Source organism: Duganella sp. P38 (assembly GCF_050859475.1).
Taxonomy (GTDB): domain Bacteria; phylum Pseudomonadota; class Gammaproteobacteria; order Burkholderiales; family Burkholderiaceae_D; genus Rugamonas.
The window spans coordinates 2,917,745-2,941,338 of the sequence record NZ_CP193936.1; the positions used below are offsets into that span (position 1 = coordinate 2,917,745).

19 protein-coding genes and 3 pseudogenes are annotated in these 23,594 nt (G+C 63.6%); 13 read left to right on the forward strand and 9 right to left on the reverse strand.

All coding sequences use genetic code 11. The features are described from left to right. Positions 1–52 precede the first annotated feature (52 nt). From ACRQ5J_RS13580 to ACRQ5J_RS13595, 4 genes are read right to left on the reverse strand one after another with little or no spacing between them, the layout of a single operon-like run. The gene (locus tag ACRQ5J_RS13580) at positions 53–277 is read right to left on the reverse strand and encodes a hypothetical protein (protein ID WP_432377450.1); all 225 of its coding nucleotides are present in this window, start codon (positions 275–277) and stop codon (positions 53–55) included. Then, on the reverse strand, positions 225–1,025 hold the full coding sequence (locus tag ACRQ5J_RS13585) for an HD-GYP domain-containing protein (RefSeq protein ID WP_432377451.1): 801 nt from the start codon (positions 1,023–1,025) through the stop codon (positions 225–227). Before ACRQ5J_RS13585 ends, ACRQ5J_RS13580 begins: the two co-directional genes overlap by 53 nt. 14 nt (positions 1,026–1,039) lie before the next feature. After that, a complete protein-coding gene (locus ACRQ5J_RS13590) occupies positions 1,040–2,194 on the reverse strand; it encodes a pyridoxal phosphate-dependent aminotransferase (protein ID WP_432377452.1) in 1,155 nt (384 codons plus the stop codon). 29 nt (positions 2,195–2,223) lie between these two features. Continuing rightward, positions 2,224–2,658: a putative toxin-antitoxin system toxin component, PIN family gene (locus tag ACRQ5J_RS13595; RefSeq protein WP_432377453.1), complete on the reverse strand. Its 435-nt coding sequence runs from the start codon at positions 2,656–2,658 to the stop codon at positions 2,224–2,226. A gap of 36 nt (positions 2,659–2,694) precedes the next feature. Here ACRQ5J_RS13595 and yaaA point away from each other — a divergent pair, with 36 nt between their 5' ends. Continuing rightward, on the forward strand, positions 2,695–3,465 hold the full coding sequence (yaaA, locus tag ACRQ5J_RS13600) for a peroxide stress protein YaaA (RefSeq protein ID WP_432377454.1): 771 nt from the start codon (positions 2,695–2,697) through the stop codon (positions 3,463–3,465). Between the two features lie 88 nt (positions 3,466–3,553). Here yaaA and ACRQ5J_RS13605 read toward each other — a convergent pair whose 3' ends face one another. Further along, on the reverse strand, positions 3,554–4,369 hold the full coding sequence (locus tag ACRQ5J_RS13605) for an outer membrane protein assembly factor BamD (RefSeq protein ID WP_432377455.1): 816 nt from the start codon (positions 4,367–4,369) through the stop codon (positions 3,554–3,556). An 87-nt stretch (positions 4,370–4,456) separates the two neighbouring features. Here ACRQ5J_RS13605 and ACRQ5J_RS13610 point away from each other — a divergent pair, with 87 nt between their 5' ends. Both ACRQ5J_RS13610 and pgeF read left to right on the forward strand, forming a co-directional pair. Beyond that, on the forward strand, positions 4,457–5,479 hold the full coding sequence (locus ACRQ5J_RS13610) for an RluA family pseudouridine synthase (protein ID WP_432377456.1): 1,023 nt from the start codon (positions 4,457–4,459) through the stop codon (positions 5,477–5,479). Continuing rightward, the gene (gene pgeF, locus ACRQ5J_RS13615) at positions 5,479–6,261 is read left to right on the forward strand and encodes a peptidoglycan editing factor PgeF (RefSeq protein ID WP_432377457.1); all 783 of its coding nucleotides are present in this window, start codon (positions 5,479–5,481) and stop codon (positions 6,259–6,261) included. The genes ACRQ5J_RS13610 and pgeF overlap by 1 nt, the downstream gene beginning before the upstream one ends. Positions 6,262–6,263: 2 nt before the next feature. Here the strand turns inward: pgeF and ACRQ5J_RS13620 are convergent, their stop codons facing one another. Further along, on the reverse strand, positions 6,264–6,482 hold the full coding sequence (locus ACRQ5J_RS13620) for a hypothetical protein (protein WP_432377458.1): 219 nt from the start codon (positions 6,480–6,482) through the stop codon (positions 6,264–6,266). A 33-nt stretch (positions 6,483–6,515) separates the two neighbouring features. Here ACRQ5J_RS13620 and phaC point away from each other — a divergent pair. From phaC to ACRQ5J_RS13650, 6 genes and pseudogenes are all read left to right on the forward strand, one after another. Further along, positions 6,516–8,163 (forward strand): annotated as a pseudogene (gene phaC, locus ACRQ5J_RS13625) (class I poly(R)-hydroxyalkanoic acid synthase). 194 nt (positions 8,164–8,357) lie between these two features. Then, complete coding sequence (gene phaR / locus ACRQ5J_RS13630; RefSeq protein ID WP_432383648.1) at positions 8,358–8,879, forward strand: polyhydroxyalkanoate synthesis repressor PhaR; 522 nt, start codon at positions 8,358–8,360, stop codon at positions 8,877–8,879. A gap of 223 nt (positions 8,880–9,102) precedes the next feature. Then, positions 9,103–10,344 (forward strand): ABC transporter substrate-binding protein, encoded by a 1,242-nt coding sequence (locus ACRQ5J_RS13635; RefSeq protein WP_432377459.1) that lies wholly within the window; start codon positions 9,103–9,105, stop codon positions 10,342–10,344. A 3-nt stretch (positions 10,345–10,347) separates the two neighbouring features. Then, complete coding sequence (locus ACRQ5J_RS13640; RefSeq protein WP_432377460.1) at positions 10,348–11,232, forward strand: carbohydrate ABC transporter permease; 885 nt, start codon at positions 10,348–10,350, stop codon at positions 11,230–11,232. Continuing rightward, positions 11,232–12,098 carry a carbohydrate ABC transporter permease gene (locus tag ACRQ5J_RS13645; RefSeq protein ID WP_432377461.1) on the forward strand — a complete coding sequence of 289 codons (867 nt, stop codon included), beginning with the start codon at positions 11,232–11,234 and terminating at the stop codon, positions 12,096–12,098. The genes ACRQ5J_RS13640 and ACRQ5J_RS13645 overlap by 1 nt, the downstream gene beginning before the upstream one ends. Positions 12,099–12,100: 2 nt before the next feature. Further along, positions 12,101–13,167, forward strand: a pseudogene (locus ACRQ5J_RS13650) (ABC transporter ATP-binding protein). A 49-nt stretch (positions 13,168–13,216) separates the two neighbouring features. Here ACRQ5J_RS13650 and ACRQ5J_RS13655 read toward each other — a convergent pair. Beyond that, positions 13,217–14,650: a sensor histidine kinase gene (locus ACRQ5J_RS13655; RefSeq protein WP_432377462.1), complete on the reverse strand. Its 1,434-nt coding sequence runs from the start codon at positions 14,648–14,650 to the stop codon at positions 13,217–13,219. Beyond that, positions 14,643–15,326 (reverse strand): response regulator transcription factor, encoded by a 684-nt coding sequence (locus ACRQ5J_RS13660; RefSeq protein WP_432383649.1) that lies wholly within the window; start codon positions 15,324–15,326, stop codon positions 14,643–14,645. Before ACRQ5J_RS13660 ends, ACRQ5J_RS13655 begins: the two co-directional genes overlap by 8 nt. Positions 15,327–15,440: 114 nt before the next feature. Here ACRQ5J_RS13660 and ACRQ5J_RS13665 point away from each other — a divergent pair, with 114 nt between their 5' ends. From ACRQ5J_RS13665 to ACRQ5J_RS13675, 3 genes and pseudogenes are all read left to right on the forward strand, one after another. After that, on the forward strand, positions 15,441–16,616 hold the full coding sequence (locus tag ACRQ5J_RS13665; protein WP_432377463.1) for an efflux RND transporter periplasmic adaptor subunit: 1,176 nt from the start codon (positions 15,441–15,443) through the stop codon (positions 16,614–16,616). After that, positions 16,609–19,699 (forward strand): annotated as a pseudogene (locus ACRQ5J_RS13670) (efflux RND transporter permease subunit). The gene ACRQ5J_RS13665 and the pseudogene ACRQ5J_RS13670 overlap by 8 nt, the downstream one beginning before the upstream one ends. Beyond that, positions 19,696–21,171, forward strand: coding sequence for an efflux transporter outer membrane subunit (locus tag ACRQ5J_RS13675; RefSeq protein ID WP_432377464.1), 1,476 nt, complete (start codon positions 19,696–19,698; stop codon positions 21,169–21,171). The pseudogene ACRQ5J_RS13670 and the gene ACRQ5J_RS13675 overlap by 4 nt, the downstream one beginning before the upstream one ends. Here ACRQ5J_RS13675 and ACRQ5J_RS13680 read toward each other — a convergent pair. Then, positions 21,060–22,100 carry a LacI family DNA-binding transcriptional regulator gene (locus ACRQ5J_RS13680; RefSeq protein WP_432377465.1) on the reverse strand — a complete coding sequence of 347 codons (1,041 nt, stop codon included), beginning with the start codon at positions 22,098–22,100 and terminating at the stop codon, positions 21,060–21,062. The two genes, ACRQ5J_RS13675 and ACRQ5J_RS13680, sit on opposite strands and share 112 nt — an antisense overlap. 93 nt (positions 22,101–22,193) lie before the next feature. Between ACRQ5J_RS13680 and rimO the strand changes: the two genes are divergently transcribed. Continuing rightward, entirely contained in the window at positions 22,194–23,585 is a 1,392-nt protein-coding gene (rimO, locus tag ACRQ5J_RS13685) for a 30S ribosomal protein S12 methylthiotransferase RimO (protein WP_432377466.1), read from the forward strand. The last annotated feature ends 9 nt before the right edge of the window (positions 23,586–23,594 follow it).

Sequence of the window (23,594 nt, forward strand, 5' to 3'; positions counted from 1 at the left end):
TCCTTGATAATGTCGGTTAAACGGCGCCCGAAGCGGGACTGATGGCAAGGCCTCACAGGCTGGCCTGCGCGCCCCAGATCTGCTTCATGCTGAAGCGCGTGGCGGCCTGGTCCTCGCTGAGGCCTGCGCTGATGCCGCCCAGGCCGGTGTTGCAGCAGCGCGGCTCGGCCGGCGTAATCATCGCGCCGCCGGCGTCACGCAGGTAGTGCACCTGCAAGCCGCTGCTACAGCCCTGGCGGCGGCTGACCACGCCGATCTCGCCGCCGTCCAGCCGCACCAGGCAGCCGGGCGGGTAATCGCCGAGCTCGCGCTGGAAGCAAGCGGCCAGTTGCGGATCGACCGGCGCCACGCGGTCCTCGATCAGATTGCGCAGCGCCAGTGCTGGGCAGGATCGATTTACGGTAGTTGCGGGCCGACACCTGCGCGCAATAGCGGTCGGCAAAACTCAGCAGCTTGGCGTTCAGCGTCACCTCGGGACTGGCGATGCCGGCCGGATAGCCGCTGCCCTCGTCGTTCTCGTGGTGCATCAGCACGCAGGATATCCAGTCGTCGTCCTCCACGCCCACGCAGCGCAGCATGTCCGCGCTTTCCTCCGGATGGCGATGGACAATGGCCATCTCTTCCTTGCTCAGCGGCGTGTTCTTGTTCTGAAAAGTTTCGTGATGGCGCAGCATGCCGACGTTCATGGTCAGCGCGGCGGCGGTCACGGTCAGCATGCTGGCGGCGTTCATCTGCATGCTGCGGGCAATCACCACCGTCACCACCGCCGTCTCAATACAGTGCCGCACCGCATAAGTGCCGTTGATCTGGCTGAGGAAAATGCAGGCCAGCGCCACGTCCGGGTTGATCTCGACCGCGCGGATCACGTCGGCGGCGATGTCGCGCACCTCGGCCTCGGCGTTGTGCTCGTTGCGCAGGTTGTGCAACAGGCGTTCCAGCCGGCGGTTGCACAGGTTTAGCTGGTGCAGCGCCGACGGCGCGGCTGCCGCAAACACCGGCGGCGGCAGTTGGTAGGTCTCGGCCATGCTCTGTCCCGATCTTAAACTTTGGCCAGGCGCTCCAGGGCGAGCGCCAGGGTGTCGTCCTTTTTGGCAAAGCAGAAGCGCACGATGCCCGACTCCTTGCCCTGCTGATAAAACGCCGATACCGGAATGACCGCCACCTTGATCTCGGTGGTCAGCCACTCGGCGAACCCGGCTTCCGTCTGAGTAGAGATTTTATCGTAGCGGACGCATTGGAAGTAGGTACCGTCGGCTGGCAACAACTCAAATCGCGTTTTTTTCAGGCCGTCGCGGAACAGGTCGCGCTTGCGCTGGTAAAACGTTGGCAGTTCGAGATACGGTGCCGGATCGGCCATATGGCTGGCGATGCCATGTTGCATCGGCGTGTTGACGCTGAATACATTGTACTGGTGCACCTTGCGGAATTCGGCGGTCAGCGCGGCCGGCGCCGCCACGTAGCCGATCTTCCAGCCAGTGACGTGGTAGGTCTTGCCGAAGCTCGATACCACGAAGGCGCGCTCGGCCAGCTCCGGATAGCGGCTGACCGACTCGTGCCGCTGGCCGTCGTAGACCATGTGTTCGTAGACTTCATCGGAAAGGATCAGCACGTCGGTGCCGCGCACGATGTCGCTCAGTGCCTGCATATCGGCGGCGCGCAGCACGGTGCTGGTGGGGTTGTGCGGCGTGTTGATGATAATCAGCCGCGTCTTGCTGTTGACGGCGGCCGCCACCTTGGCCCACGGCACGGCGTAACCGGCGGCGGTCACTTCCATTTCGACCGCCACCGGCACGCCGCCGGCCAGCGTAATGGCCGGCACGTAGCTGTCATACACCGGCTCGATGACGATGACCTCGTCGCCCGGATGGACGCAGCACAGGATCGCCGTGGTCAGCCCTTGGGTGGCGCCGGCGGTCACGGTGATCTCGCTATCGACGTTGTAGGCGTGGCCGTACAGCGCGCCGATCTTGGCGGCGATGGCCTGGCGCAGCACCGGCGCGCCGTGCATCATCGGGTACTGGTTGAAATCGGCCAGCATGGCCTGGTGGACGGCGTCGATCAGGCCGCGCTCGCAGCCGAAGTCCGGAAAGCCCTGGCCCAGATTGACAGCGCCGGCCTGCGCGGCCAGCTGGGACATGCGGGTGAAAACGGTGGTACCGACCGCCGGCAGGCGCGTCGTCAATGGTGGCGTCATCGGAGGGTGCGTGGTGGTGGACAGATGACCTATTCTAGCGCAATCCACTTTTCCGGCAACATCACCTTGAACATGCCTTCGCGGGCCAGGCGGCGGGCCAGTTTCAGCAGCGCCTTGTCCTTGGTGATCAACACCTCGGCCTGGGCGTCGCGGGCGATTTCGAGGAATTTCTGGTCGGCCTTGTCGCTGCACACCGGCAGCTTGATGCCGGACTCGGGCGGCGCGACCACCTTGATCAGCTGGTCGAAGCGGGCGGCGGCCAGCGGGCGGCTGTCGTCGTCGAGCGGCAGGTGCTTGTAATGCAGCACGATGCGGTACTCGTCGCGGCAGTCCGAGCGCGTCACCGCCTCGATCGCGCCGCTCTCGATGGCGGCCACCAGCCTGGCCCAGCGCGGGTCGTTAAACACGAACAGGTCGAGGCAAACGTTGGTGTCGATAACGACTTTCTTTGGAACAGGTATCATGTAGGCTAGTTACGTAAAAATGTATTTTGGAATCTTATGCTGATAGTGCTTTCCCCGGCAAAAAGTCTCGACCTGGAGACGCCGCCCACCACCAAGCTGCACACCGAACCGTCGTTTCTCGATCACTCCGAACAACTGATCCAGCGCATGCGCGAATTCTCGCCGGCCGAGCTGGGCCAGCTGATGGACTTGTCCGACAATCTCTCCGCGCTCAATGTCGCGCGCTACGCCAGCTGGACCAGGGACACCAGCGAGGCGCGCCAGGCGGTCATGACCTTCAACGGCGACGTCTATGACGGCCTTGACGCGCGCACGCTCAAGCCCAAGCAGCTGGACTACGCGCAGGCGCGCATCCGCATCCTGTCCGGCCTGTACGGCCTGTTGCGGCCGCTGGACCTGATCCATCCGCACCGGCTGGAAATGGGCACCCGCCTCAGTACGCAGCGCGGCAAGAACCTGTACGACTTCTGGGGCGACACCATCGCCAACGCGCTGAACGAGGCGGCGGCCGGGCAGGGCGCCGGCACGCTGGTCAACCTGGCGTCGGAAGAATACTTCAAATCGGTCAAGCCCAAGGCGCTCGGCCTGCCGGTGATCACGCCGCTGTTCGAGGACTGGAAGAACGGCAAATACAAAATCATCTCGTTCTACGCCAAGCGCGCGCGCGGCCTGATGGCGCGCTACGCCGCGGTCCACGGCATCACCGACCCGCAGCAGCTGAAAAACTTCGACGTCGACGGCTACCACTACGTGCCGGACGCATCGAACGACAAAACCTGGCTCTTCCGCCGCAAAATCGCCGAATAAACTCCGGGGTCAGGTCTGACATTCGCACACGAACTCGTGTGCGAATGTCAGACCTGACCCCGGATTTGGCGTGTGGCTTCGCCTGCTGTTACATGGAGGCGTTGGAGCTCCAGAAGCGCCACCATTTGCGCTCCTGCTTCTTGCCTTCGTCCAGGAACTTGGAGTTGGGGTAGTTCAGCTTGAAGACGCGCTCGGTGTCGTTCTTCAGCTCGGTCATGCCCAGCTTGTCGTAGCTGCGGATCATGATGAACAGCGCCTCTTCGATCACCGGCGTGTCGCGGAAGTCGTTCATGATGCCCATCGCGCGGTTGGCAGCGGCCAGGTAGGCGCCACGGCGGTAGTAGTAGCGCGCCACGTGCACTTCATACGACGCCATCGCATTCAGCAGATAACGCATGCGGTCCAGCGAATCCGGCGTATACTTGCTGTTTGGGAACTTGGTCACCAGTTCCTTGAACGCGGCGTATGCCTCGCGCGTGGCTTTCGGGTCGCGCTCGGTGGCATCCTGCTCATAGACGAAGTTCAGGAAGCTGATCTGGTCGTTGAAGTTGATCAGGCCGCGCAGATAGTACATGTAGTCGACGTTGGCGTGATTCGGGTGCAGCTTGATGAAGCGCTCGACGGCCGCCAGCGCCTGTGCCTGGTCCTGCGATTTGTAGTAGGCATAGGCGATGTTCATCTGCGCCTGCTGGGCGTAGGTGCCGAACGGATAGCTCGATTCCAGGCGTTCATACAACTGAATTGCGCGCTCGTAGTGCTGGCCTTCCAGTTCTTCGTTCGCCTCCGAGTATAATTTCGCTGCGCTCCAACCTTTTGTTTCGTCGATCTTTTCAGAGAAAAGGCCGCAACCGGACAAACCAAGCAGAACTACTGTTGCTGCGACTACCGATAATTTTTTTTGCATATCTTTTGCAAGAAACTGTTTAACCAAAGTTTTACGAGGCTAATTATAGCCGATGGGATTACCGTGATATTAAACGCAAAGCCGAATTTGGCCGAATCTTCCTCCGAACATGATGCCGAAACCGACCTGACCGTCACCGACGGCGATTTTGGCGACGACGAGGACGGCCTGGCGCCGATCGAACTGCAGCTGGCGCCGGAACACTGCGGCCAGCGCCTCGATAAAGTCATTTCCGGCCTGGTGCCGCAATTTTCCCGTGGCCGCCTGCAGACCTGGATCACCGACGGCTTCGTCACGGTCGACGGCAAACCGGCCAAAAGCACCAAGGATACCGTCTACGGTGACGAGAAGGTCATCATTCTGCCCCAACCGGAGCCGGAAGACGAGGCTTTTAAGCCGGAACCGATCGAACTTAACATAGTTTTTGAGGACGACCACCTGATTGTGGTCAACAAGCCGGCCGGCCTGGTGGTCCACCCGGGCGCCGGCAACTGGTCCGGCACCCTGCTGAACGGCCTGCTGCACCATTGCCCGCAGCTGGCCGGCGTGCCGCGCGCCGGCATCGTCCACCGCCTCGACAAGGATACCAGCGGCCTGATGGTGGTGGGCAAGACGCTGGCCGCCCAGACCGATCTGGTGCGCCAGCTGGCCGCGCGCACCGTCAAGCGCGAGTATTTCGCAGTCGTGTGGGGCACGCCGCGCATTAGCGGTACTATTGACGCGGCGATGGGCCGCCACCCGCGCGACCGCGTCAAGATGGCGGTGTCGACCGGCATGGGCTCGAAGCCGGCCATCACCCATTATCAGCTGCTGGGCAGCGGCAAGCTGGGCGAGGGCCGTCCGGTCAGCCTGGTGCAGTGCCGCCTGGAAACGGGACGTACGCACCAGATCCGCGTGCACATGCAGTCGATCGGCTTCCCGCTGGTGGGCGACACGGTGTACGGCAAGCAGCACCTGGCCGATTACTTCCCACGCCAGGCGCTGCAGGCGCGCCGCCTGGGGCTGGTGCACCCGGCCACAGGCGAGCAGCGCGAATGGACGGTGCCGCTGGCCCATGATTTTGCCGAACTGCTGACGCGGGCCGGCATCGAGGAACCGGAACAGATTTGATGTCTACCCAATGGTTGTATCCGCACTGGCCGGGTTTGCCAGACAATGTCGGCGTGCTGTCGACCACGCGGCGCGGCGGCGTCAGCCCGGCGCCGTATGACGATGGCATGGGTCAAGGCGGCCTCAACCTGGGCACCCATGTCGGCGACCAGCCGCTTAATGTGGCCGCCAACCGCGCCATTTTGCGCGCCGTGCTGCCGGATGATCCGGTCTGGCTGGCGCAGGTGCACGGCACGGCGGTGGCCAACGTGGCCGGGGTCGGCCCGCAGCAGGTGCCGGAGGCGGACGCCAGCGTGTCGACGGTGGCCGGCAAGGTGTGCGTCATCATGACCGCCGATTGCCTGCCGGTGCTGTTTGCCGACCGGCAGGGCAAGGCCGTCGCTGCCGCCCACGCGGGCTGGCGCGGCCTGGCGTCCGGCGTGCTGGAAAATACGGTGGAGGCGATGCGCGCGGCCGGCGCCGGCGAGCTGACCGCGTGGATGGGACCGGCCATCGGCCAGTACCAGTTCGAGGTCGGGCCCGATGTCAGGCAGGCCTTCCTGAATGGTGCGCTCGACGCCTCCGGCATTCGCCATGTCGAGGCCGCCTTCAGCACGGTCGACGGCAAGCCGGGCAAGTATCTGGCCGATATCTACGGCCTGGCGCGTTACCTGCTGCACCGGGCCGGCGTGCAGCAGGTGCATGGCGGCGAATTCTGCACCGTGTCCAATTCCGGCCGTTTCTATTCCTACCGCCGCGATGGCGTCACCGGCCGGCAGGCCACTTTGATCTGGATCAAATGAACTTATTGCGGGCTGGCCGGGTCTTTTTGCATGGCGGCCCGCGCTTCCTGCTCGGCGGCGCGGCGCCGGGCCTTGCGCTTCCCGGTCCCGGCGATGTACATCACGGTCCCCAGCGGCAGCACACAATAGAACAAAAACGTTACAATTCCCGCAACCACGGAAGTTTCGGTCAGCGCCATCAGGCCGACGACGTAAATCCAAGCAATAGCAACAATCAGCATCGTGTTTAACTCACTACTTTTAGGGAACCACACATGAATTTGCCCGATCCGCACGCTTTCAACGCCTGGATGCAGTCCAATCCGATGGCCGCCATGATGCAGGATGTCGGCGCCCGCATCAAGCCGGAGGCGATGGAGCAGCTGAAGAATGACTACCTGCGGGATTTCGGCGCCTTGTGGCAGGATTTTATCTCCGGCAAAACGCCGCCGGTCAGCGACCGCCGCTTCAGCTCGTCGGCGTGGCAGGGCAATCCGATGTCGGCCTTCAACGCCGCCGCGTATCTGCTCAACGCCAGATTCCTGATGGCCATGGTGGACACCGTGGAAGCGACGCCGCAGCAAAAACAGAAAATCCGCTTCGGCGTGCAGCAGTTGGTGGATGCGATGTCGCCGGCCAACTTCCTGGCCACCAACCCGGAAGCGCAGCAGAAGCTGATCGAAACCAAGGGCGAGAGCCTGACCCGCGGCCTGGCCAATATGCTGGGCGACATGAACAAGGGCCATATTTCGCTGTCGGACGAGTCGGCGTTCGAGGTCGGCCGCAACCTGGCGATCACCGAAGGCACGGTGGTGTACGAAACCCCGCTGTTCCAGCTGATCCAGTACACGCCGAAAACCGCCGCCGTCAGCCAGACGCCGCTGCTGATGGTGCCGCCGTGCATCAATAAGTTCTACATCCTCGACCTGCAGCCGGACAACTCGCTGGTGCGCTACGCGGTGGAGCAGGGCAACACCGTGTTCCTGATCTCGTGGAGCAATCCCGATAAATCGCTGGCGCGCACCACCTGGGACGATTACGTCGAGCAAGGCGTGATCGAGGCGATCCGCGTGGTGCAGGACATCAGCGGCGAAGCCAAGCTCAACATGTTCGGCTTCTGCGTCGGCGGCACCATTGTGGCGACCGCGCTGGCGGTGCTGGCCGCGCGCGGCGAACAGGCCGCCAACAGCCTGACCCTGCTGACCACCTTCCTCGACTTCAACGACACCGGCGTGCTGGACGTGTTTGTCGACGAAACCCAGGTGGCGATCCGCGAGCAGCAGCTCAAGGACGGCGGCCTGATGCCGGGCCGCGACTTGGCCAGCACCTTCTCCAGCCTGCGCCCGAACGACCTGGTGTGGAATTATGTGCAGTCCAACTACCTGAAGGGCAACGACCCGGCCGCCTTCGACCTGCTGTACTGGAATTCGGACAGCACCAATTTGCCGGGGCCGATGTTCTGCTGGTATCTGCGCAATACCTATCTGGAGAACAGGCTCAAGACCGGCGAGCTGGTGGTGGCCGGCGAAACCGTGGACCTGACCAGCATCGAGGCCCCGGCCTTCGTCTATGGCTCGCGCGAGGACCACATCGTGCCATGGCCGTCGGCGTTTGATTCGCTGGCCATCCTCAGCGGGCCGACCCGCTTCGTGCTGGGTGCCTCCGGCCACATCGCCGGCGTGATCAACTCGCCGGCCAAGAACAAGCGCAGCTACTGGACCAACGACAGCGGCCAGTGCCGCCAGCGCCGACGCCTGGTTCCAGGGCGCGGCCGAAACGGCGGGCAGCTGGTGGCCGGAATGGGCAAAGTTCCTTGAACAGCACGGCGGCAAGAAAATCAAGCCGAAGGCCAAGCCGGGCAACGCCAAGTACCAGGCCATCGAGCCGGCGCCGGGCCGCTACGTCAAAGTAAAGGCCGATTAAGTTAGTTGCGTTGCAATAAAAGCTGAATACTTATATCAGATTGTGCAAGTTATTTGGTTTCACCTCTATAATAAGTAAAGTAGGCACGCGGGAAAGGGGACCACCAGTCCGCTTTCTTTCCGATTTTTAAGAGACATGCGCTGCGGCGCAATAAACGGACTTGTGATGAGTAGTGCGAAAAAAATGCTGACCGCCTGATCAAAAAATATCCGAATCGTCGACTGTACGACACGCAGACCAGTTCCTACATCACGTTGACCGACGTGAAACAGCTGGTGCTGGACAACGAGGAGTTCACCGTTGTCGATGCCAAGACCAACGAAGACCTGAGCCGCAGCATCCTGCTGCAAATCATCCTGGAAGAGGAAGCCAGCGGCGCGCCGATGTTCTCCAGCGATGTGCTGGCGCAGATCATCCGCTTCTACGGCCACGCGATGCAGGGCATGATGGGTTCCTACCTGGAAAAGAACGTCCAGGCGTTCACCGATATCCAGCGCAAGTTCACCAGCAGCGCGGTCGGCGGCCAGCCGTTCAGCCCGGAAATGTGGACCCAGTTCATGAACGTGCAGGGCCCGATGATGCAGGGCATGATGAACAACTACATCGACCAGAGCAAGAGCCTGTTCGTGCAGATGCAGGAGCAGATGCAGAACCAGAGCAAGAATTTGTTCGGCAGCTTCCCGTTCGCACCGGTGCCGCCGACCGACAAAAAGTAATTTCGCTACGTCTTCTCGCAGCGCCAGACGGCACAGCACACGCAAGTGGCTGTGCCGTTTTTGTAACTTGATTACAATTCGATTGACACCCGAAATTCTTCGGTAGTACGATTGACAACGTTGCGTGGAACCGCTTCCACTTACCGTTGCGGAAACTGCTTATACCATAAATAAGCGATACGAATAGAATGGGCGCTCGACGCCCACAGGGAGACACACTGTTATGCATCAGGCCACAAAACTGGGCTGCGCCATCGCGCTGGCCTTGTCCGTTGGCGCCGCCGCGCACGCGCAGGCGCCGTTGAAAGCCACCGTCACGCACTGGTGGACCTCGGGCGGGGAGTCGGCCGCCGTCAAGCAGTTTGCCGATGCATACAACCAGGCCGGCGGCCAGTGGGTCGACCAGGCAATCGCCGGCGCCGACCAGGCGCGCGCCACCACCATCAACCGCATCGTCGGCGGCAACGCGCCGGTGGCGGCGCAGTTCAACACCTCGCAGCAGTTCCGCGACTTCGTCGAGCAGGGCTTGCTGAACAATGTCGACGACGTGGCCATCGCCGGCAAGTGGGACCAGATCATGCCGCCGTCGATTCTGCAAGCGATCAAGATCAACGGCCATTTCTACGCCGCGCCGGTGGACATCCACATGCCCGCGTGGTTCTTCTATTCCAAGGCGGCGTATAAGAAGGCCGGCATCACGGCGGAGCCGCAGACCTGGGAGGAGTTCCTGGCGCAGCTGGCCAAACTGAAAGCGGCCGGCGTGGTGCCGCTGGCTTTCGGCGGCCAGGTGTGGCAGGAGAAGATTACCTTCGACGCCATCTTCGCCATGGTCGGCGGCGCCGATTTGTACCTGAAGGTGTACCGCGACCGCGACCAGAAGGCCGTGATGTCGCCGGCCTTCAGGCAGGTGCTGGTCGAATTCAAAAAGCTGAAAGGCTTTGTCGATGCCGGCGCGCCGGGCCGCAACTGGAACGACGCCACCGCCATGGTGGTGCAGGGCAAGGCCGGCGTGCAGATCATGGGCGACTGGGCCAAGGGCGAGTTCTCCGCCGCCAGGCAGGTGGCCGGCAAGGACTATGGCTGCTTCGCCGGCTTCGGCCCGAAGGCGCCTTACATTGTGGCCGGCGATGCCTTCGTGTTCCCGAAAACCAGCGAGGCCAACGCCGTCAAGGCGCAAAAGCTGCTGGCCCGGGTGGTGACGGCGCCGGCCACGCAGGTGGCCTTCGCCGCGCGCAAGGGCGCGATTCCGATCCGCGGCGATGTCGACGAGTCGCAGCTCGATATCTGCGCGCGCCAGGGCCTGGCCATCATGAAGGACAAGTCGCGCCAGCTGCCCAACACCGAGATGCTGGCCTCGCCCGACACCACCGGCGCGCTGCAGGATGTGCTGACCAGCTACTGGAACAAGAACCAGTCCGCCGATGATGCGCAAAAGGCGTTCGCCCGCGCCATCAAGGGCGAGTAAGCGATGGGGAAAAAACGTCAGCGCATTTCCCTTGCCGCCTACATCGCCATGCTGCCGATGGCGCTGACCGTGCTGCTGGCCTACCTGGGCACCATGCTGTGGACCGCGCGCGTTTCGGTCAGCAGCTCGCGCACCTTCCCGGCTAGCGACTTTGTCGGCGCGTCGCAGTACGTCCGCCTGTTTAACAATGAGCGCTGGCTGCTGTCGCTGCAAAACGTGGCGATGTACGGCGTGCTGTTTATCGCCCTGTGCCTGGCGATCGGCTTCCTGCTGGCGGTGTTCATTGACCAGAAAGTGATGGCCGAGGGCGCGCTGCGCACCATCTTCCTGTATCCGTATGCGATGTCCTTTGTCGCCACCGGCCTGGTATGGCAATGGATGCTGAACCCGGAACTGGGCATTCAGGAAGTGCTGCGCAAGCTGGGATGGAGCGAGGCGCGATTCGACTGGATCGTCGATCAGGACATGGCCATCTACACCATCGTGATCGCCACCGTGTGGCAGGCCTCCGGCCTGGTGATGGCGCTGGTGCTGTCCGGCCTGCGCGGCGTGGATGAGGAAATCTGGAAGGCCGCCCGCATCGATGGCATTCCGCGCTGGCGCGTCTACATCAGCATTGTGCTGCCGATGCTGAAGCCATCGCTATCGACGGCGTTCGTGCTGCTGTTCGTGATGGTGGTGAAGGTGTTCGATGCGGTGGTGGCGATGACCCAGGGCGGCCCCGGCACGGCCAGCGAAGTGCCGGCCAAGTTCATCATGGACTATCTGTTTGGCCGCGCCAATATCGGGCTCGCTTCGGCCGCCTCCATCGTGCTGCTGCTGACGGTGCTGGCCATCGTCGCACCGCTGTACTTTGTGCGCAGCCGCCGTGCCGCGTTGGGGGCATGATGGGGCAGCGCAGACTTTCGTGGACGCCAGCGCGCATCGGCGTGTATGGCTTTCTCATCGTGGCGGCGCTGTTCTTCCTGCTGCCGCTGTATGTGATGCTGGTGACGTCGGTGAAGCCGATGGAGGAAATCCGTCTCGGCACGCTGTTCGCGTTACCGCACAAGATGACGCTGGAGCCGTGGGCTCAGGCCTGGTCGTCGGCCTGCACTGGCTTGGAGTGCAACGGCATTCGCGGCGGCTTCTGGAATTCGGTGGCCATTGTTGTGCCGAGCACCGTGCTGTCGATCGCCATCGGCGCGGTCAACGGCTATGCGCTGTCGTTCTGGCGTCCGCGCGGCGCCGGCGTGTTGTTCGCGGTACTGATGATGGGCGCCTTCATCCCCGTGCAGGTGATGATTTATCCGCTGGTGCGCGTGCTGGCGTCAGTGAATTTATTCAGCTCCCTGCCGGGCATTATCATCGTCCACACCATTTTCGGCATGCCGGTGATGACGCTATTGTTCCGCAACTACTATGCGGCGCTGCCGATGGAGCTGTTCAAGGCGGCGCGCATCGACGGCGGCGGTTTCTGGCGCATCTTCCTGCAGTTGATGCTGCCGATGTCGACGCCGGTGATCGTGGTCGCCGCCATCATGCAGGTGACGGGCATCTGGAACGACTTCCTGCTTGGGCTGGTGTTCGCGGGTTCCGAGCATTTGCCGATGACGGTCCAGCTGAATAACATCATCAACACCACCACCGGCGAGCGGCTGTATAACGTCAACATGGCGGCGACGATACTGACATCGATTGTGCCGCTGGCGCTCTACTTTATTTCCGGCCGCTGGTTCGTGCGCGGCATCGCCTCCGGCGCTGTGAAGGGTTAACCATGTCTAACGTAGCAATTCGTAATTTGCAGATCCAGTTGGGCGGCAACACCGTAATTGAATCGCTGAACCTTGATGTAAAAGCAGGGGAGTTTGTGGTGCTGCTCGGCCCCTCGGGCTGCGGCAAGTCGACGCTGCTGCACAGTATCGCCGGGTTGATCGACACCAGCGGCGGCCAGATCGAAATCGGCGGCAAGGACATGACCTGGGCCGATCCCAAGGACCGCGGCATCGCGCTGGTGTTCCAGTCTTATGCGCTGTACCCGACCATGAATGTGGAAGCGAATATGTCGTTCGGCTTGCGCATCAGCGGCACGCCGAAAGCGGAAATCGCCCGCCGCGTGGCGCGCGCTTCGGAGATGCTGCAACTCGGACCGCTGTTGAAGCGCAAGCCGGCCAACCTGTCGGGTGGCCAGCGTCAGCGCGTGGCGATCGGCCGCGCCATCGTGCGCGAGGCGGACGTGATGCTGTTTGACGAGCCGCTGTCCAATCTGGACGCCAAGCTGCGCACCGAGTTGCGGCGCGAGCTGAAACAGCTGCACAAGCAATTGGGCGCCACCATGATCTATGTCACCCACGACCAGGTGGAGGCGATGACGCTGGCGCAGCGCATGGCGGTGATGAAGGGCGGCGTGGTGCAGCAGTTCGATACGCCCGACGTGATCTACAACACGCCCGCCAACCTGTTCGTGGCCACCTTCCTTGGCTCGCCGGGCATGAATCTGTTCAAGGGGAGGTGGAGCAGCGCGACGGCCGCACCATCTTCAGTAATCCGCATCTGTCGGTGGACGTCAGCGGCTACGCGTTTCGGCAGCCGCTGGCCGGCAGGCGCGCCTGCGTGCTGGGTGTGCGGCCGGAGGATGTAGATATCGGCGCGGCCGAAGGCGCGCGGGCATCGGTGTCGCTGGTGGAGGCCATGGGCGCGCATCGCATCGTCTGGCTGGATTTTCATGGCACGCCGGTGGCAGGCGTCGTGCAGGACCAGCGGCATATCGGCCCGGAAGCTACTTTCGCCATTCGCGCCGGCCGCGTGTCCCTGTTCGACGCGGCAAGCGAGCAGCGTCTTTAACCGCTAGCGATGACGCAGTTGCTCCGTTGTACCTTGCCCGTCGCGATGCTCATTGCGCGCCACGCGGCGCGGCGGTTTCGAAAGCGATGGGTGCAGGTGGCAGATAAAGCGTGAACAGCGCGCCGCCACCGCGTTGATTGGCCACTTCTATCCGGCCCCCATGCGCCTGCATGATGGCCTGCGATAGCGCCAGCCCCAGGCCAAAGCCTTCAACCTCGCCGGCGCGCATGCGCGCACCGCGGAAGAAGCGATCAAATACGTAGGGTAGTTCCGCCTTGTCCAGCCCCGGCCCCTGATCTGCGATGCTGAGAACAGCCTGGCCATTCTCTGTATTTACCCTTAGCGTGACCCGGCTGTTTTGCGGCGAAAACTTGATGGCGTTGTCCAGCAGGTTGCGCAGCACCAGTCCGACCGGGCCGGGATCAACCATCGCCGGCTGTGTCATCTCATCGGCCACCATCACATCGATATCGCGTTCGCTGGCCTGCGCATGCAGACGCATGACAATCTCGGACACCAGTTCCGGCAGCGGCGCCAGTTCGGCCGGCGCGCGTTCGTGACCGGCATCCAGGCGGGCCAGCATCAGCAGCTCTTCGACCAGCATGGTCAGGCGCTCGACTTCCTCAAGGCATGAGCGCAGGGCCACCACATAGTCGCCGCTGTCACGCGGGCGGCGCAGCGTGATTTCTATTTCCGCCCGCAGGCGGGACAAGGGCGAGCGCAGTTCGTGCGAGGCATCGGCGGTAAAGCGGCGCTGCGCTTCCACGCCGTTTTCTATGCGCGCCAGCATGGCGTTGAGCGTATCGACCAGATGGCCGATCTCGTCGCCGCCGCCGGGATGGGGCAGGCGCTGATGCAGATTGCTTTCCTCGATTTCGCGCGCACGATCCACGATATTGTCGATGGCGCCAAACAGCTTGCTGGACAGGCGCGCCCCCGCCCAGCCAACTGCCGCAAGCAGCGCCACCGCCATGGCGGCAAACAGAATGGCGGCGGACTGCAAAATATTATCAGCGTCGTCGAGCGAGCCGGCCACCTGCACCGCGTAATGCTGCCCGCGTACCTGAGTGGGCACGGACACCATGCGCAGCGGCTCCTCGCGCGTGTCGGGCAGCGTCTCGAACACGGTGGCGCCGGCGGCCAGCTGCGACATTTGCTGTGCGTGCACGGGCAGCTTGTCGGCGCCGAGGTTGGCGCTGCGCGCGAGGATGCGGCCCTGGCCATCGATAATCTGCACCAGCCGGTCAATGCGGGCCAGCGACGGCGGCGCATTGCCAGCGGGGGCTTCATGGACGTGCACCTTGGCGCCATTGTTGTCGTTCAGGGTTGCCACCTCGGTTTCCGCCAGCGCGAGCAGGGCGGCATCGAGCTGGCGGTTGACCGACTGCGATAGCACCCACCATCCGGCGGCGGCGGTGGCGCCGATGGCGGTCAGAATGACCAGCAAGTGCATCAGCACCAGTCGGCGACGCAGGCTAAGCATCGTCGCTCTCCGGCAGCATCAGGCAGAAACCGCGTCCACGCACGGTGGTAATCAGGGCGGGGAGGCCGTGCACATCCACCTTGCGCCGCAAATTCTTGATATGCACGTCCATCAGGTTGTCGATGGCGATCAGGTCGGCTTGCCACACATGCTCGGCGAGTTGCTGGCGGCTGACTACCTTGCCGGTATGGCGCATGAAGAATTCGAGAATCGCGTATTCCTTGGGTGTGAGGTCCAGCAGCACCCCGGCGCGGACGACGTTGCGGGTGGGCGGATCGAGCGTCAGGTCGCCCACTTGCAGCACTGCGGGCTGCGCGCGTTCCGCCCGCCGCAGCAGGGCGCGGACCCGCGCAAGCAGTTCATCAAACACAAAGGGCTTGGTCAGGTAGTCATCCGCGCCGGTGTTCAAGCCGGTGATGCGATCGGCAACGGCGTCGCGTGCGGTGAGCATCAGCACCGGCAATCGGTGACCGGCCTGTCGCCATTCGGCGCAGAGGGTGACGCCATCCTTCCCCGGCATCATCCAGTCCAGGATCGCCATGTCGAATTGCGCGATGGGCAGTCGCGCGGCTTCTTCGGCCGAATGGGCGACCGTGATCCGGAAGCCTTCTTCTTCCAGTCCGCGCGCCAGCAAGCGTGCTGCTTTGTGATCGTCTTCTACCAGGAGGATGTGCATGAAGCCAGTATAACAGCCGGCGAAGGCTGCTTTTCTGAAGAAGAATTCAGAATGCGGCGCTGCGAAATTCTTTACCATGCCGCCACTCTTATATTGTCCGCTCAGAGGACCGCCATGAAAAAACAGATACTGCATAACTACTATCTGCCTTGCCTGTTGGGCATCGCCGCATTTGGCCTGATCGGCTGGAACATCGCCAGCCTGCACGCAAAGAAAGCGCCGCTGGAGCAGCCGGTGGTGTCACTGGTGCGCGAGGGCGATGTGTTGCGCATACCGGAAAAGTCGCCTTTGCGGCAATCACTGGTGATGGCGACGTTAAGCGAGCAGGCCGTGCAAGCGCGATTCATGCTGCCGGCGGTCGTGGAAGCCGATCCTGCGCGCCTGGCCAAGGTGCTGCCGCCGATGGCGGGCCGCATCGTGCGGCTCAACAAGCGCCTGGGTGATGAGGTGAAGGCGGGCGAAGTGCTGTTTGTGATCGATGCGCCGGATTTTGCGCAGGCCGGCGCAGATGCGGGCAAGGCCCAAGCGGCGCTGACGCTGGCGCGTCGCAACCTCGAACGCCAGCGCGAATTGACGCGTTCCGAAATTGCCGCCGGCCGTGACCTGGAGCAGGCGCAAAGCGACTACGAGCAGGCCGCCAGCGAAGCCGCACGCGCCGGAATGCGCTTGCGCCAGCTCGGCGCCGGCGGCACCAACGGCGCTGGCAGCGCGGCCATCGCGGGCGACTGGGCGGCCCAAGGCGGCCGCCTCGCAGTCCGCGCGCCGCTCTCCGGCCGCGTGGTGGCGTTGGCAGCGGCAGAAGGGGCCTACTGGAACGACGCCACCGCGCCGCTGATGACGGTGGCCGACTTGTCGAAGGTCTTCATCAGCGCCAGCGCGCAGGAAAAAGACCTGGCGCAGCTGTACGTCGGCCAGCAAGCCGAGGTGCGCATCGACGCCTACGCCGAGCCGGTGCAGGGAAAAGTCGGCCATATCGGCGAGATGCTGGACGCCGATACGCGCACGGTCAAGGTCCGCCTGGCGTTCGATAACCGCGATGGCCGGCTCAAGCCCGGCATGTTCGCGCAGGCCACATTGCATGGGCGTGCGCACCAGGGCATCGTGGTGCCAATGACGGCCGTGATTCAGACCGGCTTTACCAGCCGCGCCTTTGTCGAGGTCAAGCCGGGGCAGTTCGCCGCACGCGACCTCACGCTGGGCGCGCAGATCGGCGAGCAGGTGGAAGTGCTGTCCGGCCTGAAGGCGGACGAGCGGGTCGTCGTCAAGGGCGGAGTGCTGCTCAATGATTGAACGTCTCGTCACGCTGTGCTTCGGCCGTCGCGGCATTGTGGCGCTGGTCTTCCTGCTGGTGGCGCTGTATGGCGCCTACTGCTGGAGCCAGCTGCCGCTGGAGGCCTATCCGGATATCGCCGACACCACCTCGCAAGTGGTCACGCAGGTCAACGGCCTCGCCGCCGAGGAAGTGGAACAGCAGATCACCATTCCGCTTGAACGCGAAATCATGGGCACGCCCGGCATGCACGTCATGCGCTCGAAGTCCACCTTCGGCCTGTCGTTGATTACCGTGGTGTTCCGCGATGGCGCCGAGGACTACTGGTCGCGCCAGCGTTTGCAGGAACGTATCTCCGGCATCAGCCTGCCGTATGGCGCCCAGCCGGCACTGGATCCATTGACTTCGCCGATCGGCGAAATTTACCGCTACACGCTGGAGTCGAAGACGCGCAGCCTGCGCGAGCTGTCGGAGCTGCAGCGCTGGAAGGTGATCCCGCGCCTCAAGCAGGCGGCGGGCGTGGTCGATGTCAGCAACTTCGGCGGCCTGACCACGCAGTTTTTACTGGAGTTCGATCCGGTCCGGCTATCCAAGTACAAGCTGTCGCTGGCGCAGATCACCCAGGCCATCGCCGCCAACAACGCCAACGCTGGCGGCAGCGTGCTGACGCGCGGCGAGCAAGGGCTGGTGGTGCGCGGCGTGGGGCTGATTCATAGCCTGGACGACCTGGCTAACGTGGTTGTCGCGCAAAAGGATGGTGTGCCGGTGCTGGTCAGGGATCTGGGCAATGTCACGCTGGGGCACCAGGAGCGTCACGGAGTGCTGGGCAAGGATCACGTTTCGGATACGGTGTCCGGCATTGTGCTGCTGCTGAAGAACGAGAATCCGTCCAGCGTCATCGCTGGCGTGCATGAGGCAGTGCGGGACCTGAACGAACACCTGCTGCCCAAGGATGTCAAAGTAGTTCCCTATATGGACCGCAGCACGCTGGTGGACGCCACCGTGCACACGGTCGGCAAGACGCTGGTGGAAGGCGTGGTGCTGGTGACGCTGGTGTTGGTGCTGTTCCTGGGCAGCGCGCGCGGCGCTGATTGCCGCGGCGGCGATTCCGGTGTCGCTGATGGCCGCCTTCATCCTGATGCACCACTTTAAAATTCCGGCCAACCTGCTGTCGCTGGGCGCCATCGACTTCGGCATCATTGTCGATGGAGCGATCTTTGTGCTGGAAGCCATACTGCGCAAGCGTGAAGAACAACCGGAAGGCCTGATGTCTGACCAGGCTGCGATGCAGGCGACCTTGCAGGTAATGCGGCCGACAATCTTCGGCATGCTGGTCATCATGGTTGCCTACCTGCCGCTGTTCGCGTTCCAGCGCATCGAGTACAAGCTGTTTTCACCGATGGCCTTCGCCGTGGGCTTCGCCTTGCTCGGCGCGTTGCTGATGACGATGATGCTGATCCCCGGCATGGCCTACTGGGCGTTCCGCAAGCCGCGCAAAATATTCCACAATCCGCTGCTGGAATGGCTGATGCCGCGCTACGAGGCGATCCTGCAACGGCTGGTAGGCAAGTCGCGGCTGGTGCTGGCTATTGCCGGCGCCACGCTGGCAGGGGTGATCCTGATCGGTGGCGCCATCGGCCGCGATTTCCTGCCGGCGCTGGACGAAGGCTCGATCTGGCTACAGGTAACGCTGCCGCCGGGGATTTCGCTGGCCAAGGCCACGCAGATGGCGGACGCCTTGAGGGAAGCCACGCTGCAAGAGCCGCAGGTGGCGCACGTGGTCACGCAGCTGGGCCGCAACGATGAAGGCACCGATCCGTTCACGCCATCGCATATCGAATGCGCGGTTACGCTGCATCCGTACAGCGAATGGCCGTCCGGCATGAGCAAGCAGGATCTGATCGAAAAGCTTGCGGCGCGCTACCGCGAACTGCCGCGTACCGATGTCGGCTTCTCACAGCCGATGATCGATGGCGTGTTGGATAAGCTGGCCGGTGCACACAGCGACCTCGTAGTCAAAGTGTATGGAGAAGACTTTCATGAAACGCGCAAGCTGGCGCGCGCCGTTGAGCAGTTGCTGCGCGGCGTGCCCGGCGCGCAGGACGTGATTATCGATCAGGAGCCGCCGCTGCCGCAGGTCCGCATCGACGTGGACCGCGCTGCCGCCGCGCGCCTGGGCGTCAACGTGGCGGACGTGATGGCGCTGATCCAGACCGGCATCGGCGGCAGCCCGGTGACGCAGGTATTTGTCGATGATCGAAGCTACGACGTGGCGGCGCGTTTCAGCGCCAATACCCGCGATAACCCGCAAGCCATCGGTGACCTGGTGCTGACCGCAGCCAATGGCGCGCAGGTGGCGCTGGCGCGGGTCGCGCACATACGGCTGGCGGAAGGGGAAACCACCATCACGCGCGAGATGAGCCGTCGCCACCTGACCGTGCGCACCAATCTGCGAGGCCGCGACCTATCGTCCTTCCTGGCCGAGGCGCAATCGCGCATCGAGCGCGAAGTGCCGTATGACCACGCGCGATATCAGATCACCTGGGGCGGCCAGTTCGAGAACCAGCAGCGCGCGCAGGCGCGTCTGGCCGTGATTATCCCAGCGGTGCTGGTGCTGATGCTTGTGATGCTGTTCTCCGAATTCGGCAATTTGCGTCAGCCGGGATTGATACTGCTGACGGTGCCGCTATCCCTGCTTGGCGGACTGATAGCCCTGCAACTGCGCGGCATGACACTGAACGTGTCATCCGCCGTCGGTTTCATCGCCCTGTTCGGCGTCTCGGTGCTGAACGCAGTGGTCATGCTGGCAAACCTGAACCGCTGGCGCGCGCTGCTGCCGGAAGATTTGCGCACTGCCGTCATAAATGGTGCGCGCGAGCGCGTGCGGCCGGTGCTGACCACCGCCACCGTCGCTGCGCTGGGCCTGGTGCCGGCGGCGCTGGCGCATGGCCTGGGCAGCGACGTGCAGCGGCCATTGGCTACGGTGGTGGTTGGCGGCCTGCTTAGCTCCACGGTGCTGACGCTGGTGCTGCTGCCGGCGTTGTATTACCTGGTCGAGGAACGTGCGGCGCGCAGGCAGCGTGCGCAAGGAGAGCACCCATGAAGAAAACCATGTTCGCGGCTTGGGCCGCGCTGTTGGCCGGCTGCGCCGCAGGCCCGGACTTCTCGCGTCCGGAGATCGCGCTTCCGCAACGATACACGGCTGCGCCGCTCCCTGGAGACACCGCCGCCGGTCAGCGGCTGGAAGCGGGAATGGAGGTGCCGTCGAGGTGGTGGACCATGTTCGGTTCGGACGAATTGAATGCTTTGGTGGATGCGGCGCTGGCGGCCAATCCCGATTTGCAGGCGGCGGAAGCGGGCCTGCGCGCCGCGCTTGAGACGGCAGCGGCACAACGCGGCGCATTTTCGCCATCGCTTGATCTGCACCTGACGCCAACGCGGCAGCGGATTGCCGATCCGCTGTCCAGCCCGACCGCCTCCGGGGCCAGCCTGTACACGCTGCACACGGCGCAACTCAATATCGCCTATGTGCCCGATGTTTTCGGCGGCGCGCGGCATGCAGTGGAAGCGGCCGACGCGCAGGCTGACGTGGCCCGTTTCCAGCGCGACGCGGCGCGGCAGACATTGATATCGAATCTGGTGCTGGCCGCGATTACGCAAGCTTCGCTGCGCGCGCAGCTGGACGCGACGCGTGCGCTGGAACACAGTGCGCGGCGCCAGCTCGACGAGGTACGCAAGCAGCTGCAGGCTGGCCAAGTCGGCGCCGCCGACGTCGCGGCGCAGGAAGCGGCGCTGGCGCAGATCGAGGCAGGCGTGCCGGCGCTGGAAAAGCAGGCGGCGCAACAGCGCGACCTGCTGGCGGTGCTGGCCGGCCGCATGCCGGCGGAGAACGGCGCGCAGGGCCTGATGTTCGACACGCTGCGCTTGCCCGGACAACTGCCGCTTGGTGTACCTGCGCGGCTGCTGGAGCAGCGTCCGGACATCCGCGCGGCGGAAGCGCAACTGCGTGCGGCCAGCGCCCGGATCGGCGTCGCCACGGCCGCGCGCCTGCCGGATATCACATTGACCGCGTCGTCAGGCAGCTCCGCGCTGACTGCCGGCACACTGTTCAAGGCTGGCGGCGGCTTCTGGAGCATCGGTGCGGATCTGGTGCAGCCGCTTTTCCATGGCGGCGCCTTGCTGCACCAGCAGCGCGCCGCGCAGGCAAGCTACGAACAGGCGGCAGCGCAGTATCGCGCCGTGGTGCTGGCCGCGTTCCAGAATGTGGCGGATACCCTGCACGCCGTCGATGCCGATGCGCGCACCTTGCGCGCGGCTGCGGCGGCCGGGCAGGCGGCGCGCCGTAGCCGGGACATCGCGCAGAGGCAGTGGGAGCTGGGGGCGCTGAATCATCCCGCCGTGCTGGCGGCGCAACAGGCTTACCAGCAATCGGCGGTGGCGTTGTTGCAGGCGCGCGCCGCCTGTTATGCCGACACGGTAGCGCTGTTCCAGGCCTTGGGCGGCGGCTGGGACACCGAACCGCGACGCGTCACCGTCACCGGGAACTCGCGCGAAATGTCGTACCGCGAGCCATAACAGATATTGAGCAGCCAGCGCACGGCATTCTGCGTCAGCTGCTGCGTGGGAATGTGAACGGAGGTCAGGCCGGGCGACGAGAATTCGGCCGAGTAATCGTCGTCGTAGCCGACGATGGATACCTGCTCCGGCACAGGGATGCCGGCGCGGTGGAAGCAGGACATGGCGCCGACCGCCATCTCGTCATTGGCGCAAAACAGTCCGCTGAAACGCAGGCCTTCGTCAATCAGCTGCTGCGTGGCCGCGAAGCCGCCTTCGCGCGAGAAGTCCGATGAAATCAGGCGCACCTCATCGCGCGCGACGCCGTGCCGCGCCAGTTCGTCGAAAAAGCCGCGCAGCCGTTCCTCGTTGTCCCACGTGCCAACCGGACCGGCCACCACCGCCAGCTTGCGGTGGCCCGCGTCAAACAGGGTGCGCGCGGCCAGTTCGCCGCCGTGATAATGATCGGGACAAAACGATTGCGGCTCCAGCTCCGCGCTGCGGCGGTTCAGGAACGCCATCTTGGGATGCATTTTATGCAGCATCAGCATGTCCTCGTCCAGCAGGTCGTGACCCAGCACCACGATGCCGTCGCAATCGCGGCCGATCAGGAACTTCACTGCCGCAATCGCTTCCTCGCGCGGCGTGCCGTCGCCGCAGCCGGTGGCCACCACCACATGGCGGCGCAGCGCGCGCAGTTCAACGTCGGTTTGTTTCAGGATGGTGCCGTAATAGGCGCCGAAGAAGGAGGGGCAGAAGATGCCGATCATGCCGAGCGACTGCGCCGACAGCGAGCGGCCGATGGACGAGGGGCGGAAGTTCAGTTGTTCGATTGCGGCTTGCACTTTTTTCATCGCCTCCGCCGATACCGGCCCGGCGCCTGAAATGGCGCGCGATGCGGTCGACATGCCTACCCCGGCCAGCATTGCGACGTCTTTCAGTGTTGCCACACAATCTCCTATGAACGAAGGGCGTTAAACCACTATCGTAACATGGTATAATCGTCGATTGCTCGTAATTCTTGTGACGTTTTAGCAACCTATATGCAATCGCAACCACTCTCTCGTCTTCCCAAGCCAGCCGCCGGCGCGCCAGCACCGAAAGTGGGCTTCGTTTCGCTCGGCTGCCCCAAGGCGCTGGTGGACTCCGAACAGATTCTGACCCAGCTGCGTGCTGAAGGTTACGAGACCGCCAAGTCGTATGACGGCGCCGATCTGGTGATCGTCAACACCTGCGGCTTCATTGACGCCGCCGTGCAGGAGTCGCTGGACGCCATCGGCGAAGCGCTGGCCGAAAACGGCAAGGTGATTGTGACCGGCTGCCTGGGCGCCAAGAAGGACACCGACGGTTCGGACCTGATCACCAAGGTGCACCCGAAGGTGCTGGCCGTGACCGGCCCGCACGCGCTGGGCGAGGTGATGGACTCGGTGCACCAGCACCTGCCAAAACCGCATGAGCCGTTCATCGACCTGATTCCGCCGCAAGGCATCAAGCTGACGCCGAAGCACTATGCCTACCTGAAAATTTCGGAAGGCTGCAACCACCGCTGCTCGTTCTGCATCATCCCGTCGATGCGCGGCGACCTGGTGTCGCGGCCTATCGGCGAGCTGCTGCTGGAGGCGGAAAACCTGTTCAAGTCGGGCGTCAAGGAACTGCTGGTGATTTCGCAGGACACCTCGGCCTATGGCGTGGACGTCAAGTTCCGCACCGGCTTCTGGAACGGCCGTCCGGTCAAGACCCACATGACGCAGCTGATGGAGGCGCTGGGCGAACTGGCCAAGTCCTACGGCGCCTGGGTGCGCATGCACTACGTCTACCCGTACCCGCACGTCGATCAGGTGATTCCACTGATGGGCGAGCATGTCCTGCCTTATCTGGACATCCCGATGCAGCACGCGCATCCGGATGTGTTGAAGCGCATGAAGCGCCCGGCCAGCGGCGAGAAAAACCTCGACCGCATCCTGGCCTGGCGCAAAATGAACCCGGACCTGACCATCCGTTCGACCTTCATCGCTGGCTTCCCCGGCGAAACCGAGGCGGAATTCGAGTACCTGCTGGACTTCCTGAAGGAAGCGCAGATCGATCGCCTTGGTTGCTTCGCCTACTCGCCGGTCGAAGGCGCCACCGCCAACGAGCTGGCCAATCCGGTGCCGGAAGAGGTGCGCGAGGAGCGCCGCGGCCGCGTCATGCTGCTGCAGGAGGAAATCTCGAAAGCGCGCCTGAAGGCCAAGGTCGGCAAAACCATGCGGGTGCTGATCGATGAGGTCAATCGCACCGGCGGCGTGGGCCGCTCGGCCGCCGACGCGCCGGAAATCGACGGCGTGGTGTACGTCAAGCCGCCGTTCGAGCCGCACAAGAAACTGGTGGTCGGCCAGTTCGTCGACGTGCAGATTACAACGTCCGACGCACACGATCTGTGGGGCGCTGCGCTTTAAGAGCACTTC